Source organism: Streptomyces sp. NBC_00510 (assembly GCA_036013505.1).
In the GTDB taxonomy this organism is placed as follows: Bacteria; Actinomycetota; Actinomycetes; order Streptomycetales; family Streptomycetaceae; genus Actinacidiphila.
In genome coordinates this window covers 2176889-2192612 of record CP107851.1, presented here as the reverse complement: position 1 = coordinate 2192612, position 15724 = coordinate 2176889, and the positions used below count along the sequence as shown (strand labels likewise).

General features: G+C 72.9%; 13 protein-coding genes. 2 read left to right on the top strand and 11 right to left on the bottom strand.

What is annotated here, in order from left to right:
- Positions 1–10: 10 nt before the first annotated feature.
- From OG937_09805 to OG937_09755, 11 genes are all read right to left on the bottom strand, one after another.
- Complete coding sequence (locus tag OG937_09805; protein WUD71967.1) at positions 11–238, bottom strand: type A2 lantipeptide; 228 nt, start codon at positions 236–238, stop codon at positions 11–13.
- 415 nt (positions 239–653) lie between these two features.
- Positions 654–1352: a TetR/AcrR family transcriptional regulator gene (locus OG937_09800; protein WUD71966.1), complete on the bottom strand. Its 699-nt coding sequence runs from the start codon at positions 1350–1352 to the stop codon at positions 654–656.
- A gap of 79 nt (positions 1353–1431) precedes the next feature.
- Positions 1432–2745, bottom strand: coding sequence for an ABC transporter substrate-binding protein (locus OG937_09795; GenBank protein ID WUD71965.1), 1314 nt, complete (start codon positions 2743–2745; stop codon positions 1432–1434).
- Positions 2746–2833: 88 nt separating this feature from the next.
- A complete protein-coding gene (locus OG937_09790; GenBank protein ID WUD71964.1) occupies positions 2834–3925 on the bottom strand; it encodes a branched-chain amino acid ABC transporter permease in 1092 nt (363 codons plus the stop codon).
- Between the two features lie 7 nt (positions 3926–3932).
- Positions 3933–4778, bottom strand: a complete 846-nt coding sequence (locus OG937_09785) for a branched-chain amino acid ABC transporter permease (protein ID WUD71963.1) — start codon at positions 4776–4778, stop codon at positions 3933–3935.
- A 30-nt stretch (positions 4779–4808) separates the two neighbouring features.
- Positions 4809–5525, bottom strand: coding sequence for an ABC transporter ATP-binding protein (locus OG937_09780; protein WUD71962.1), 717 nt, complete (start codon positions 5523–5525; stop codon positions 4809–4811).
- On the bottom strand, positions 5518–6357 hold the full coding sequence (locus OG937_09775) for an ABC transporter ATP-binding protein (protein WUD71961.1): 840 nt from the start codon (positions 6355–6357) through the stop codon (positions 5518–5520). The genes OG937_09780 and OG937_09775 overlap by 8 nt, the downstream gene beginning before the upstream one ends.
- A gap of 248 nt (positions 6358–6605) precedes the next feature.
- Positions 6606–8231, bottom strand: a complete 1626-nt coding sequence (locus tag OG937_09770; protein ID WUD71960.1) for a cation acetate symporter — start codon at positions 8229–8231, stop codon at positions 6606–6608.
- The gene (locus tag OG937_09765) at positions 8228–8602 is read right to left on the bottom strand and encodes a DUF485 domain-containing protein (GenBank protein ID WUD71959.1); all 375 of its coding nucleotides are present in this window, start codon (positions 8600–8602) and stop codon (positions 8228–8230) included. The genes OG937_09770 and OG937_09765 overlap by 4 nt, the downstream gene beginning before the upstream one ends.
- A gap of 944 nt (positions 8603–9546) precedes the next feature.
- Positions 9547–12045, bottom strand: a complete 2499-nt coding sequence (locus tag OG937_09760) for a SpoIIE family protein phosphatase (GenBank protein WUD71958.1) — start codon at positions 12043–12045, stop codon at positions 9547–9549.
- A 157-nt stretch (positions 12046–12202) separates the two neighbouring features.
- Entirely contained in the window at positions 12203–13225 is a 1023-nt protein-coding gene (locus OG937_09755) for a polysaccharide deacetylase family protein (protein WUD71957.1), read from the bottom strand.
- Between the two features lie 198 nt (positions 13226–13423).
- Between OG937_09755 and OG937_09750 the strand changes: the two genes are divergently transcribed.
- Together OG937_09750 and lpdA are read left to right on the top strand one after the other, a co-directional pair.
- A complete protein-coding gene (locus OG937_09750) occupies positions 13424–14119 on the top strand; it encodes a glycoside hydrolase family 75 protein (GenBank protein WUD71956.1) in 696 nt (231 codons plus the stop codon).
- A gap of 153 nt (positions 14120–14272) precedes the next feature.
- Positions 14273–15673, top strand: a complete 1401-nt coding sequence (gene lpdA / locus OG937_09745) for a dihydrolipoyl dehydrogenase (protein ID WUD71955.1) — start codon at positions 14273–14275, stop codon at positions 15671–15673.
- Positions 15674–15724: the final 51 nt, after the last annotated feature.

Sequence of the window (15724 nt, the reverse complement as noted above, 5' to 3'; positions counted from 1 at the left end):
TCCATCAGTCTCAGAGACCCGCGATCAGGCCGGTGGCCAGGCCGGTCACGGCGCCGGTGTTGACGCCGGAGAGGCCCTCGACGGTGCCGACGACACCGGACACGGTGCCGGCGACCGGGGCGATCGACTCGACGGTGCCGGTGGCGTTGGCCACGAGCCCGCCCACGAGACCGCCGGAGACGTTGTCCAGGTCCGCGTCGGAGATCTCGCGGGTCTCAACCTGGGGGGTGAAGTCCATGGGGGGTTTCCCTTCGTGTGAACACATTTCATGTGGCGAATCATCAGGGGGGCAACCTCTTCGCCACGGCACGGGATACAAGCATGGGAGCAGGTGGGACGGCCAATTGGGGATTGCCGCGTTCGAATTTGGTTCGGATCCGCGGCTTCACCGGTGTGCCGTATTTCCCACGCCCCGGTGGCAATTCCTTCACAGACGGGCTTCCCGCCGGGACTGCGGAACCGGGCACTCCGGATCAAACCGCGCACACCGGCGGGGGATGTCCCGTGCGTACGTGCGGGCGTATGTCGCCCGCGTGTGCGGTGTGCAGATTTACCGAAGGTAATGTTCAGCCCTGCGCTTGAGCTGCTCCGTCCGCCCGTGACCAGGGCGGATCCACGGCGCGCGGGGCGTCGGGGCCGGTGGCCGGAAGGGTTCAGCCGGTGGCGTCGTTTGCGGCGGCCGACAGCCCGAAGTCGCAGAGCCGGCCGATGAGTTCCAGGGCGGTGTCCGTGAGGTCGGCGGCCTCGCGCGGGTCGTCGCAGGCGACGAGTTCCCGTCCGATCTCGGCGATCGTCGTCGTGAGCGCGATCAGCAGGGCGCGGTCGCCCGGCCGCTCCTGCGTGATCCCGAGCAGGGTCGCGTTGTGGCTGATCCAGGTCCGGAGGTTCTGCCGGCCCAGCAGGTCGAAGCCCGGCGGGGTGTCCCCGGTGTAGAAGAGCCTGGCCATCTCCCGCCGCGTCCAGGTGTGCTCCAGGTACGCGCGGGTGCCGGTGAGGAAGAGCGCGCGGGGCCGGTTCTCCCCGCTCTCGCGGAGCCGGGCCACCGCGCGGGCCGTGGTGTGGACCTGGGCGGTGCGGAACTCCTCCCACAGGGCCAGGAAGAGGTCCACCTTGCCGTCGAAGTGGTGGTAGAGCCCGCCGACGCTGGCGTCCGCGCGGCGGACCACCTCGGCGATGCCGGCCGCCGCGTACCCCGACTCCCCGAAGACCTCGCGGGCGGCCTTGAGGAGCGCCTGCCGGGTGGTCGCCGCCCGGCCGGGCGTCCGGGCCGGGGCCGGCCCGGACGCCCCACCGGTGGTGGGGAGGTCCGCGGGATCGCCGATGACCAGCTCGTCACCGCGTCTGTCGCCCATCCCGGGACCTTCCGTCCGTCACGGTCGCGTCGCGCCGTGGACCCACTGCCTGGAGGGGCAGCACACTACCCCTCGCCCCTCAGGACGCCGGGATGCCGTCGGCCGGGGCCTCCGGCTGTGCCGTGGTGTACGGCGTGATGGCGCCCTGCTCGTCGTCCGTCACCAGCGGCGTGCCCTGCAGGGCGACCTCGGTGCCCTTCAGGATGCCGATCTGGACCCCGGTGTAGCCGGCGTGCGAGTCCCCGCTGAACCGGAACGGCACCAGCCCGGGCCCGGTGAAGCCGCCCTTCTCCACGGCCTTCACCAGCGACTCCCGCGTCGGGTTCTCCCCGGCGGCCTGCAATGCCTGGACGAAGGTGTAGGCCATGGACATCCCGAACTCGACGTTGCCGTCGAAGGGCAGCTTGGGGATGTACTTGTCGTGGATCTCGCGGTAGAGCTTGATCCAGCTGTTGGAGGCGTCGGTGGTCGGCGGCATGTAGGTGTCGGTGATGATGCCGTTCATCAGCGCGGCCGGGTCGGCCGTGCCGCCCGCCTGCTTCGCGAAGGACTCCAGCAGGCCCGCCAGGGTCGTCGGGTCGGAACCGACGTTGGTCACCACCATCTGCGGGTTGTACTGGAGCTTGAGCGAGGTGAGCTTGAACAGCGCGGTGTACGTCGGGATGGTGAACAGCACCACCACGTCCGCCTTGGACTGGGCGATCGCCGTGACCTGCGGGGCGATGTCGGTGCCGCCGGGCTGGTAGCTCTGCCTGCTGACCACCGACTCCTTGGGGATGTACTGGTCCAGGCCCTCGACGCCGTCCTTGCCGAAGTCGTCGCCCTGGTAGAAGTAGGCGACCTTCTTGCCGGCGAAGTTCTCCTTGATGTACTGGCCGAGGATCTTGCCCTCGACGAGGTAGTCCGGCTGCCAGCCGAAGGTCTGCGGGTGCTTTTCGGGCTCGTCCCAGCAGCGGCAGCCGGAGGAGACGAACAGGTCCGGCACGCCGCGGCTGTTGAGGTAGTCGACCACCTTGGTGTGGGTCGGCGTGCCGAGACCGCCCACCATCGCGAAGATCTTGTCCTCCAGGACGAGTTCCTTGGTGACCTTCACCGTCTGGGTCGGGTTGTACGCGTCGTCCTTGTACTTGAACTCGATCTTCCGGCCGTTGACCCCGCCCTTGGCGTTGACGTGGTCGAAGTACGCCTTCGCGCCCGCCGAGACGTTGCTGTACCCCGGCGCCGCCGGGCCGGTGAGCGGCTGGTGGCTGCCGATGACGATGCTGTCCTTGGTGACGCCCGGCGCGGCGGAACCGCTGCCGGAGCCGTCGGAACAGGCAGTGAGCACCAAGGCGAGCACGGCCAGCGCGGCGCCGCCGCGAAGGCGCAGGCCGTGTCGGTGACTTCTTCTCATGACCCCTCCTGGAACCGAATCGGATTCGGTGGGTGTTGGACGGATTTCAGGTGACGTGCCGGTGGTCGAGGGAACGGGATACCGGCGGTCAGGTACCGGAGCCCCGCGTGCGGAGCCGCCGGACCAGACGGATGAGGGCCCCGTGGATCCCCTGCGGGAACAGGAGCATCGACAGGACGAGGGCGAGGCCGTACAGGGCCAGCGGCAGGTTCGCGTAGAAGCCCCGGGACAGGTGCAGGGCGTCCGCCACGTCGCCCGTCCAGTTGGGCAGCAGGACCAGGAGCACCGAGCCGTACACGGCGCCCGCCAGGCTGCCGAGCCCGCCGAGCACCGCCGCCGTCAGCAGGGACAGGGAGAGCGCCAGCGGGAACGCCCCGGGCGCGGCCAGCGAGCTGACCACCGCGAGGAGCCCGCCGCCCAGCCCCGCGCAGGCCGCGCTGACCACGAAGGCGAGCACCCGCAGGCGCGCCACGTGGATGCCGGCCAGCGCCGCGGAGACCTCGTCGTCCCGGATCGCCCGCCACGACCGGCCGACGCGGCTGCGCCCGAGGTCGGCGAGGAACACCAGCACGACCACCGCGCACAGCACGCAGACCCAGGCCTGCCAGCGCTCCAGCGGGAAGTACGGGCCCAGCGCCTCGGGCGGCGGGGGCGAGGCCACCACGAGCCCGTTCTCGCCGCCGAGCAGATCGGTCAGGTGCCGGTAGTTCGCGAGCGCCGGCAGCCCGACGGCCAGGGTGAGGGTCGCGCCCGCGAGGTACGGGCCCTGCAGCCGCGCCGCCGCGGCGCCCACCAGCGCGCCCAGGGCGGCCGTCACCGCCGTGCCCGCCAGCAGAGAGACGGCCAGCGACCAGCCCAGTTCGGTGAGGAACAGACCGGTCCCGTAGGCACCGACCGCCATCAGCGCCCCGTGGCCCAGCGAGATCTGGCCGTTGGTCCCGGTAAGGACGGTCAGCCCGGCGACCGCGCACACATAGGTGGCGACGCCGGCGACCTCCAGGTTCTGGTACGGCGACAGCAGGGCGCTGACGGCGCAGACCACCAGCAGCCCGAGCAGCGCGGGCACCAGGTGCCGTACCGCGGTGCGGTCCATCGGCCCTCTCAGCCGGGCCGTCAGGCCGGTCGCGGCCGGGCCCCCGAGCGGGGACCGCAGGTCCTTCGTGTCGGTCGTCTCGGTCATGAGCCCCTCACACCCGTCGCACGGAGGTCCGCGAGAACAGGCCGTTGGGCCTGATCATCAGCACCGTCATCAACACCGCCAGCGCGCCCAGCAGCGCGACCTCGGACCCCAGGTACCCCGAGACGTAGGAGAGGGTGAGCCCGACCACGAGCCCGCCGACCACCGCACCCGGCGGGCTGTCCAGCCCCCCGACGACGGCGGCGGCGAAGCCGAACACCAGCACCGCGTCGAACTGGTTGGGCCCGACGAAGGTCGCCGGCGCCACGAGGACCCCGGCGAGCGCCCCGACCGCCCCCGCCAGCGCCCAGCCCAGCGTGAGCACCCGGCCGACCCGCACCCCGAACATCCGGGCCACCTCGGGGGAGAACGCCGCCGCCCGCATCCGCAGCCCCACCGGCGTGACCCGGAAGAGCAGCACGAGCAGCGCCATCACCACGAGCACGGCCCCGATGACGAACAGGTCCGAGGGCGAGAGCAGCAGCCTCGCGCCGCCCACCGTGAAGCCCTTGATGCCGAGCAGCGGCGGGAAGGAGCGCGGCGAGCCGCCCCACACCATCCCGGCCACCGCCTGCAGGAACAGCAGCAGTCCGAGCGTGACGATGACCGCGTTCATCGGCGGTCCGTTCTCGACCGGCCGGACCAGCACCCGTTCCACGACCGCCCCCAGGACGAACCCCGAGGCGAGGGCGGCCAGCAGCCCGAGCCAGTACGAACCGGTCGAGTGGATCACGCCGAGGGCGACGAAGGTCGTGATCATCAGCATGCCGCCCTGGGCGAAGTTGACGATCCGGGTCGCCCGCCAGATGAGCACCAGGGCCAGCGCGACCGCCGCGTAGACGACGCCGCTGCTCACCCCGCCCAGTGTCAGATTGATGAAGTACATTCAGAACCCCAGGTAGGCGTGGCGGAGGTCGTCCGCGGTGGCGAGGCGCGCGGCCGCGTCGGCCGCGACCACCCGCCCCAGGTTCAGCACGACGCCGTGGTCCGCGACGGACAGGGCGCTGCGCGCGTTCTGCTCCACCAGGAGCACGGTGAGCCCCTGCCGCTCCCGCAGGTCCCGCAGGACGGCCAGGATCTGGGCGGTGACCCGGGGCGCGAGCCCCAGCGACGGTTCGTCGAGCAGCAGCAGCCGTGGCCGGGTCATCAGTGCCCTGCCGATGGCGAGCATCTGCCGCTCGCCGCCGGAGAGGGTCTCCGCGGGCCGCGCGCGCCGCTCGGCCAGGGCGGGGAAGAGGGCGTAGACCTCCTCCAGGCCGGCGGACTGCAGCGCCCTGCGCTCGCGCCGGCCCCGCCACAGCCCGCCCAGCCGGAGGTTGTCGTGGACGGTCAGCTCGGTGATGACCCCGCGGCCCTCCGGCACGTGGGACAGGCCCAGCCGCACGACCTCCTCGACGGGCAGCCTGGAGATGTCGGTGCCGTCGAGCAGGACGCTGCCGGAGCGGGGCCGGACGAGTCCGTTGACGGTGCGCAGCAGCGTGGTCTTGCCGGCGCCGTTGGCCCCGAGCACGGCGGTGATGCTGCCCTGGTCCACGGTGAGGGACACCTCGTCCAGGGCCCGCACCATGCCGTAGGAGACGACGAGTTCGCGGACCTCAAGCACGGGAGGACTCCTCTCGGGACCCGGGCGCCCCCGGTGCCGCGGTGTCGGTCGGCGCCGCGGCCGCTCCCGCGGTGACCTCGTCGCCGAGGTACGCCTCCGTCACCAGCGGGTCGTCGCGCACCTCGTCCGGGGTGCCGTGGGCGATGACCTTGCCGAAGTCCAGGACGAGGACCCGGTCGCAGACCCTCATGACCAGGTCCATGTGGTGCTCGACGAGGATGACCGCCATCCGTTCGCGCAGCCCCGAGATGACACCGCCCAGGTCGCGCATGCCGTCCTCGGACAGCCCCGAGGCCGGTTCGTCGAGCAGCAGCAGCCGCGGTTCACCGGCGAGCGCCCGGGCGAGCGCCACCTGCTTCTGCACCCCGTAGGGGAGTTCGCCGGGGAGTCGGCCGGCGGCGTCCTCCGCGCCGAGCTCACGCAGGACGGCCAGCGAACGGTGGCGCAGCAGCCGCTCGTCGCGGTCCGAGCGGGGCAGTCCCAGCAGCGCGGAGGTGAAGCCCGCCCGCGCGTGCCGGGTCGCCCCGACCATGACGTTCTCCAGCACGGTCAGCCGGGGGAACAGCCCCAGACCCTGCAGGGTCCTGGCGATGCCGAGCCGGGCCAGCTGGTGCGGCCGGGGCCAGGGCAGTGCCCGGTCCTGCCAGTGCAGCGTCCCGGCGGCCGGGCGTACGAAGCCGCACACCGCGTTGAACAGGGTCGTCTTTCCGGCCCCGTTGGGCCCGATGACGCCGAGCACTTCGCCCGGCCGGACCGACAGGGACACCGCATCGAGCGCGGACAGGCCTCCGAAGGAGACCTCGAGTCCGTCGATGCGCAGGAGGCTTTCCACCAGTCACCCTTCCTTGGGAGTTCGGCGGGGTGGTACGGGACGAGGGGGGCGGGGGTCGGGGGGTCGGGGGAACGGGGATCGTGGATCGTGGATCGGATCGCGCGGGCGGCCCGGCGCTCCGGCGGCGGGGCCGGCCTGCCGTCCGGGAGGGCTCCTCCCGGCCCGACCGAATCAGAATCGGATTCGGTTCCGACTGAGGGTGACCCCTGTCCGAAGCGCTGACAAGCCCCCGGTGACGAGGAGTTGGGCTAGCCGGCGCCCGCCAGCAGCCGTGCCTCGCCCGCCTCGTAGCGCCGCCTGCTCTCGGCGGCCGTCCCGTCGCGGCGCCGCCGGTCGTAGCGGCTGCCGAGCCAGCCGGCGAGGAAGCCGAAGGGGATGGACACCAACCCGGCGGTCTGCAGCGGGAACCAGTGGAAGTCACGGTCCGGGAAGAGCGCCGTGGGACCGCCGGACACCGCCGTGGAGAACACCGTCAGCAGCAGGACGCACCCCGTGCCGCCGTACAGCGCGGCCAGCAGGCCGGTGCGGCCGAAGCCCCGCCAGAACAACGAGTACGTGAGGGCCGGCGCCACCGCCGAGGCGCCGATCGCCAGCGCGGTCGTCGTCATGACGGCGACGTTCCAGTCCTGGACCAGCGCGGCCAGGGCCACCGCCGCCGCGCCGACACCCACGGCCGCCCAGCGGGCCACCGCCAGTTCGGTGCGCGGGGCGGCCCGCCCGTCGCGCATCGCGTGCCCGAACAGGTCGTGCGCCAGTGACGAGGCCGCGGCGAGGGTCAGTCCCGACACCGACGACAGCAACGTCACGAACACCGTCCCGCAGACCGCGGCGTACAGCAGCGTCTCGCCGATCGACGGCGCGGCCTCCCCGAACGCCCGGGCCAGCATCAGCACCGACGTACGGCCCTCGGGGTCGGCCCCCGTGATCAGCCGGGCGCCGACCATGGCGGCCGCGCCCGCCCCCATGACCGTGCCCAGCAGGCAGAACGTGGTGACCGCGCCGACCGCCCAGGACATCGAGCGGCGCACGGCGGGGGCGTCGGGCGCCGAGTACAGACGCATCGTCACGTGCGGCAGGCAGGCCACCCCGAGGACGACCGTGAGCTGCAGCCCGATGAAGTCCAGCTTCCCCTCGGTGGTCCGCCCCAGCTCCAGGCCCTGCCGCAAGTACGCCTCGCCGGCCCCGCTGCCCGCCTGCGCGGCGCGCAGCAGGGCGTCGGCGCTCCAGCCGAAACGGCTCATGACGAGCGCGGCGACCACGGCGCTGCTGCCCAGCAGCATCACGATCTTGATGATCTGGATGAGCGCCGTGCCCCGCATCCCGCCCATCGCCGCGTAGACGACCATCAAGGTGCCGATCATGGCGATGGAGACCGTGCGCGCACCGTCGAGGTGGATGTCCAGGATGGCGGTGAGCAGCGAACCCGCCCCCGACAGCTGCACGATGAGGAACGGCAGGCACGCGGCCAGGGTGACCACGCTGGCGGCGATCCGCACGGACCGGCCGCGCATCGTACGGGCGAGGACGTCGCCCATGGTGAACCGCCCCGCGTTGCGCAGGGGTTCGGCGAGCAGGAACATCAGCACCACCAGCGACATGCCGGTGCTGGTCGCCAGCACGAAGCCGTCGTAACCGAAGAGCGCGATGATGCCGGTGGTGCTGAGGACGGTCGCGGCGGAGATGTAGTCGCCCGCGATGGCCAGGCCGTTCTTGAACGGGGTGAGGGTGCGGTAGCCAGTGTAGAACTCCGCGAGGTCGTCCCGTTCCGGCCCGGCGAAGACGCTGAGCAGCAGCGTGCAGGTCACCAGGAACGTGAAGAAGAGCAGGACGACGGTCTGCGTCCCCGAGTCGTATGCGGCCGCGAACTGGTTCACCGGGCGGCCCCGTCGGCCGTCTCCCGCTGCCGTACGCGCAGCGCCAGCGGGTCCACCGACCGCCGCGCGCTGCGCTCGTACCAGCGGATCGCCGCGAACGTGACGGCGAGCTGCGACAGCCCCATCAGCGTGCCCAGCGTCAGCTGTCCGGCGACCCTCGTGCCCATCGTGTCCCGCGCGAGCACGGAGAGCAGGAGGAAGGCCAGGAAGTAGCCGAGCGCGGTGAGCGCCGAGACCCGCCGCAGCAGTCGGTAGGCCGAACGCAGCCGCCTGAGCTCGACGGGCCGCACGGGTGGTCGCGGTGGTGGTGCCGGCTCCGGTGCGGGCGGCGGTGGTTGCCGGTGGTGCCAGGTGTCGCCGTAGTACGTCATCGCGCGATCTCCAAGCGGCTTGCGTGGCGAGGGTGTGCGGGCGCGGTGGGGGGACGGGCAGGTTCGACCGGTACGCCCCGGGGCGTCGGTGCCCCGGGGTGGCCGCACGATACCGACTGGTCGGCATGTCGGGAAGAGGTGCTGCAGGTCACGGTTGGAGCACCAAGCCGACCGGCCCCTCGCGGACCCGCTGCCGGCGCCCGGCCCGGCGGCAACCTGCCTGTGTGCGGGGCGGGTTCGGAGCGGTGCTGTGGTGCGTGCGTGATGGCGCGGGAGCTTCTCGTGGCGGGGACGCGGGGCCTTGTGCATGGGCGGGCGATGGCCCGGCGTGACGGGGTTGCCGCAGCCGGGCCGCCGGCCGGGGCCGTGTTGCCTGAAGCGACTCCCGCCCGGCGCGGCGCTGTCTCCGCGGGGACGGTCGGAGGGGCCCGCGCAACCGCCACGCCGGGTTCCAGCGTCGCGCTCACGACGCCCGGACCGCAGGAACTATCCGTTGCCCCGGCCGAGTTCAGGGGGTCGGCCGGTGCGGGCACTGCCCAGCCGTCGGGACCCCCGCCGGGTGCGGGAACACCCCGCGGCAGGGGACGCGCGTCGCCCGGCGAGGGCTGCCGCAGATGCTCCCGCCGACGCGACTGCCCCCGGCGGGCGGGGGACTCCTGCCCTCGGGAGGCTTTCCATGGTCGTGTCGGCGCGCGGGCACACGTGGACGGCCTTAGGGGTCTGGGCGAAGGGGCACGCCGGGCGTGGCATCGGGTCCTTGGACCCGCAGAGGCGGCTGCTGGCGGCGACTGCGCGTCACCAGCGCCCCGGTGCCCGAGGCCCACGCGATCCGGCCGGGGGCACCTCGTGGCGGGGACGCGTGCCGTCGCCCCCGGCCGCGTCATGCGCCGGCGCAACTGCCGCCCGCGCACCGGGTTCCTCGCGCGCACCCACGGCGGGCCGCGTCAGCTGCCGCTGCCCGGGTCGATGTGCGGGGGGTGGACGGGGATCTCGCACCACACCTGCTTGCCGCCGCTGAGCGGCATCGTGCCCCAGGCCGCCGACATCGCCTCGACGAGGAGGATGCCGCGGCCGCCGGTGTCGTGCCAGTTGATGATCGCCGGCTTGACCGGCGTCCGCGGCGAGCCGTCGCCCACGGCGATCCGCAGCCGGTCGCCGGTGAGCGTGATGTCCAGGCGGACCTGGCCCTCGGTGTGCACCAGGGCGTTGGTGACCAGCTCGGAGACGACCAGCAGCACCGTGTCGGCCGCCTCGCCGAGCCCCCACGCACGCAGGGTGCGGGCGGTGAACCGGCGGGCGTGCGAGGCGGCGTCGGGGAGCCGCCACACCGTCCAGCTCTCGCGCACGGGCTTGACGGCCATGCCGTCGTAACGCATCAGCAGCAGCGCGATGTCGTCGCTGCGGGTGGCGTTGCTCAGCAGGGCGTCGGCCATGCGGCCCAGGTGGGAGGGGTCGGCCTCGGACAGCTCGCGCGACATCCGCGCGACGCCCTCGTCCATCGGGAGCTCGGCGGACTCGACCAGGCCGTCCGTGGTCAGCGCGAGGACGGTGCCGTTCTGCAGCCGCAGCGGGATCAGCGGGAAGTCCGCGTCGTCGACGACGCCCAGCGGGGGCCCGCCGTCGCCCTCCACGGTCAGGGTGGTGCCGTCCGGGAGCCGCAGCACCGGGGGCAGGTGACCGGCGCGCACGCACCAGGCACTGCCCTCCTCCATGTCGATGCTGACGTAGCAGCAGGTCGCGAAGAGGTCGGTCTCCATGCCCATGAGCAGGCGGTTGGCGTGTGACACGACGACGTCGGGGGAGTGGCCCTCCACGGCGTAGGCGCGGATCGCGGTGCGCATCTGGCCCATGAGCGTCGCGGCCCCGGCGTTGTGCCCCTGGACGTCGCCGATGACGAGGGCGACGTGGTGGTCGTGCAGGGGTATGACGTCGTACCAGTCGCCGCCGACCTCCAGCCCGCCGGTCGTCGGCAGGTACCGGGCGACCGCGACACCGCCCGGCAGCACCGGGAGCCGGCGCGGCAGCAGGGTGCGCTGGAGGGTGCCGACCAGTTCGTGCTCGGCATCGAAGGCCCGTACGCGGACCAGCGCCTGGCCGACCAGCCCGGCCGCGGCGGTCAGCACGGCGCGTTCGTCCGCGCCGAACTCGTGGGGCTCGTCCCAGCCGATGAGGCAGCAGCCGACGACCCGTCCGGCCGCGGGGAGCGGCAGCACCGCGAGTCCGCCGGGGCCCACCCCGGCCAGCGTGGACTCCAGCGGTGCCCCGGCCGGCCAGAAGGCGACCCGGCCCTCGCGCAGCGCGGTCGCCAGCGTGGGCATGGCCCGGGTCGGTGCGTCGGGCCATTCCGAACGCCATTCGGTGCGCCACACCTCGGGCCACGCGGAGGGGTCCGCAGGGTCGAGGACGGTGACCACCAGCCGGTCGTTCTCCAGTTCGGCGAGCGCGACCCGGTCGGCGTTCAGCGGGCGGCGCAGCGCCGTCACCACCACAGCGCTGACGTCCCGTACGGTCGCGGCGTTGGCCAGGTCGGCGGCGAGCTGCTGCACCCGGCCCACGTCGTTGGCCCCGGCGCGCATCCGCGAGGCGTCCCCGACGGTGCCCAGCAGTCGTACGGGGCGGCCGTCCGGGGCGAACAGCACACGCCCGCGCAGCCGTAGCCAGCGCAGTTCCCCGGAGGGCCGGCGGATGCGGAACTCCAGCTCGCGGTCGCCGGTGGCCATGTGCCCGGCCTCCACCACCGACATCAGCGCGGGCAGGTCCTCGGGGAGGGTCAGCGCGAGCAGGGTCTCCACCCGGCCGTCGAACCCCGAGGGCTCCAGGCCGAACAGGGCGAGCACGTCGTCGCCCACGTTGATCCAGCCGGTGTCCATGTCGAGGGTGAACCCGGTGCCCCGGGACTCCGCCCCGGCCATCGGGTCGGTGTCGCCGCACGCGTCGCCGGGCGTGGGGCCGGGGTGGCCGATCGCGGTGGCGAACAGTTCGAGGCGCTGCCGGTCCTCCGTGTCGAAGCCCCCGGGCTGGTCCGTGACCGCCACCAGGCAGCCGACGCTCACATGGTCCGCCCGCAGCGGCAGGGCGGTCATCGAGACCTCCAGCGGCTCCGGCGTCCCGTTCCCCGTCAGCCGGGCGACCTCCGCGGGCCCCGCGGACACCACGCGGTCCTGGCGCACGGAAACGGCCATGGGGGAACCGCCGTCCGTCGCGTAGCTCTGGCGCAGCCCGTGCAGGGCGCGCGGCACCCCGGCCGAGGCGACCAGGCACAACTCCCCGCCGGTCTCCGAGGGTGCGTACACGGCGACGTGGGTCGCACCGGTGAAGACCAGCACCTGTTCGATGACGGATCGCAGGCGGGCGGACTGACCAAGGTCGGATCGGAGCGTTTTGAGCGCGAGCTCGGCGGACAGCGCCCGAACTCTGCGTCCTTTCGCGCCGTCGCTGACCACGTGGTCATTACACCGCCTCCGGGGCCCCGGCGCAGCCCGTGTGCAGGGAATCGTCACGGGGTGTGAGAAGAACGCGGGTCGTGTCCTCCCTTTCCCCCATCCTCGACCAGCTCCGCACGCAGGCGCGCCGCGGCGGGGCCGGGTCCGGGCCGCGGATCTAGCGCTGGGGGAAGGTGTAGGTGTAGCCGGCCGCGTCGAGCCGGTCGAGCAGGGTCTCCAGCGCCTGCACGGTCTGGCCGCGGTCGCCGCCGCCGTCGTGCATGAGCACGATGGCGCCCGGCTTCAGCTCGGAGTTCACGGTCGCGAGGATGGCGTCCGCGCCGGGGCGGCGCCAGTCGTCGGAGTCGACGGTCCAGCCGAGCGGGCGCAGTCCGTGGTCGGCGGCGATGGCGCGGATCGCGGGGGAGAAGTCGCCGCCGGGGGCCCGGTAGTACCACAGCGCCCTGTCGCCGGAGCCGGCGGCGCGGGATATCTCGCTCTGGGCGTCGAGTATCTCGTGGCGGTTGTACTCCTCCGACTTGCGGCTCTGCGCCTCGTCGTGGTGGACGGAGTGGTCGCACAGCCGGTGGCCCCCGGCGGCGATCCGCCGCACCAGGTCGGGGTGGGCCCTGGCGTTGGGGCCGATCTCGCAGAAGGTGGCCTTGGCGTGGTGCCTGGCGAGCACGTCCAGGACCTTGGGGGTCCACACCGGGTCCGGGCCGTCGTCGAAGGTGAGGGCCACGGACCTGCCCGGGGCCTCCACGCCGTGCTGGATCGAGCGCGCGGTCACGGACGTGCCGTGGGCGGGGGCCTGGACCGCGGTGCCGTGGGCCCCCGTGCCGCCGCGCCGCGGGTCCGCGCCGGGCGCGGGGGCCTGCGGCCGGGCGGTCCCCGGGGCGGCGGCCTCGTGGTGCGCGGCGTCGTGGTGCGGGTCGTCGTGGTGCGCGGTGCCCGCCGGGGTGCGGGCCGTGCCCGGCGTGCCGGACGGGGCGCCGGGCGCCGTTGACGGCGTCGCGGCGGGGGCCGACGAGGGCGCGGACGACGGCGCGGAGGGCGCGGCGGGCCGCACGGAGGGCGCCGAGGCGGCGCTGCCGGCGCTCTGCATCATGTGCTCCGTGCCGCAGGCGGCGAGCGTGGCTCCGGCGAGCGTCACCGCCGCGACTGCTCCGAGGGCTCGGGTCGCGCGGGTCGTCAGTGCCACGGTGGTACCTCCTGGGGCCGGCTGCGTGCATGCCGGGCATGCGGATCAGCCCCCACCGTAGGGGGCGCGCGGCGGCGCGCCCTCGGTCTTTCGGTCATCTTCGGGTCCTTCACCGGCGGGACCTTCGTCCTCTTGGCATGACCCCGACAAGATGCCAAAGTATGGGTTAGGAAAGTTTCCTAACGGAAGGAGTCCCTCGTGCGCAAGCGCCTCGCACTGGCCACCGCCGGGGCCGGAGCCACCCTGCTGGCCGCCCTCCTCACCCCCGCCGCCGGCGCCGCCGGGTCGTCCCCCCGCAGTCCCCAGGAGGGCTCGGTCACGGCCGCCCAGTTACTGGCCAAGGTCAACGGCTGTACGCAGATCTCGGGCGGCAGGTACCGCACCGACGAGGAGACCTCCGCCACCGTCCCGGTCTGCGGTGCCAACGGCGCCGTGTTCTGGAAGGCCGACATGGACATCGACTGCGACGGCCAGGTCACCGCCCGCTGCAACTGGGACACCGACCCCTGGTTCCAGGACGACACGGCCTTCCACCAGTCGGACGGCCGCCCGCTCAACGCCGAGACGCTCCCCTACGTCGTCGTCCCCAGCCCCAGCGGCACCTGGGACTACCGCGGCGCCGGCATCAAGGGCGGCGGCGTGGTCGCCGTCGTGTACGGCGGCCGGGTCGAGTACGCCGTCGTCGGCGACACCGGCCCCACCGCGATCATCGGCGAGGCCTCCTACGCCACCGCGCAGGCCCTCGGGATCGACCCCGACCCGGAGACCGGCGGGGCGGAGTCCGGCGTGACGTACATCCTCTTCAAGAACTCCTCCGTCGCGCCGATCGAGAGCCACGCCCAGGCGGTCTCCGCCGGTGACGCGCTCGCCCGCCAGTTCGTCGCGAACAACTGATCCGCCCAAGACCCGGACGTACGCCGGGCGGCCGACGTGACGCGGCGGACGCCACCCCCGTGTTGCGCGGCCGCCCCCGGCGCGTGATCGTGGGCGACGGGACCGTCCGGCCCGCTCGAGCTTCCGCACCGTGGTCCACACAGGGGTCGCCGCATGAGCACACACGTTGACGTCGTCGTCCTGGGCGCGGGTCCCGGGGGGTACGTCGCCGCCATCCGGGCCGCCCAGCTGGGCCTGCGCACGGCGATCGTCGAGGAGCGCTACTGGGGCGGGGTGTGCCTCAACGTGGGGTGCATCCCCTCCAAGGCCCTGCTGCGCAACGCCGAACTGGCGCACATCTTCACCAAGGAGGCCAGGACCTTCGGCATCCGGGTGAACGGCGAGGTCAGCTTCGACTACCGCGAGGCCTTCGCGCGCAGCCGCAAGGTCGCGGACGGCCGGGTCAAGGGCGTCCACTTCCTGATGAAGAAGAACGACATCACGAAGTTCGAGGGCCACGGCACCTTCACCGACGACCACACCCTGCACGTCGCGCTGGGTTCCGGCGGCAGCGAGACCGTCACCTTCGACCACTGCATCCTCGCCACCGGCGCGACCACCAGACTGCTCCCCGGCACCTCGCTCAGCGAGCGGGTCGTGACGTACGAGGAGCAGATCATGACGGACACGCTCCCGCGGAGCATCCTCATCGCCGGCGCCGGCGCGATCGGCGTGGAGTTCGCGTACGTCCTGCACAACTACGGGGTGAAGGTGACCCTCGTGGAGTTCCTCGACCGGATCGTGCCGCTGGAGGACGAGGAGGTGTCGGCCGAACTCGCCCGCCAGTACCGCAAGCTGGGCATCGACGTGCTCACCTCGACCCGGGTGGAGGCGATCAACGACGCCGGCGACTCGGTCAAGGTCATGGTGACCACCGGCGGCCAGCGGCAGACGCTCGAAGCCGACAAGGTGCTCCAGGCGATCGGCTTCCAGCCGCGGATCTCCGGCTACGGCCTGGAGCAGACCGGGGTCAGGCTCACCGAGCGCGGTGCCATCGACATCGACGAGTTCTGCCGCACCAGCGTCCCGCACATCTACGCCATCGGCGACGTCACGGCGAAGCTGATGCTCGCGCACGCCGCCGAGGCCATGGGCGTCGTCGCGGCCGAGACCATCGCGGAGGCCGAGACCATGTCCCTGGACTACGTGATGATCCCGCGTGTCACCTTCTGCCAGCCGCAGATCGCCAGCTTCGGGTGGACGGAGGCGCAGGTCCGTGAGCGCGGACTCGACGTGCGCGTGGCCAAGTTCCCCTTCACCGCCAACGGCAAGGCGCACGGCCTCGGCGACGCGAGCGGCTTCGTGAAGCTCATCAGCGACGCGAAGTACGGCGAGCTCCTGGGCGGCCACCTGATCGGCCCCGAGGTCACCGAGCTGCTGCCCGAGCTGACGCTCGCCCAGAAGTGGGACCTCACGGCGACCGAACTGGCCCGCAACGTCCACGGCCACCCCACACTCAGCGAGGCCGTCCAGGAAGCGGTCCACGGCCTCGCCGGCCACATGATCAACTTCTGAGTCCGCCCGCACCACGGCCAACGCCCTGCTGCCCACCGTCCCCAACCAGGT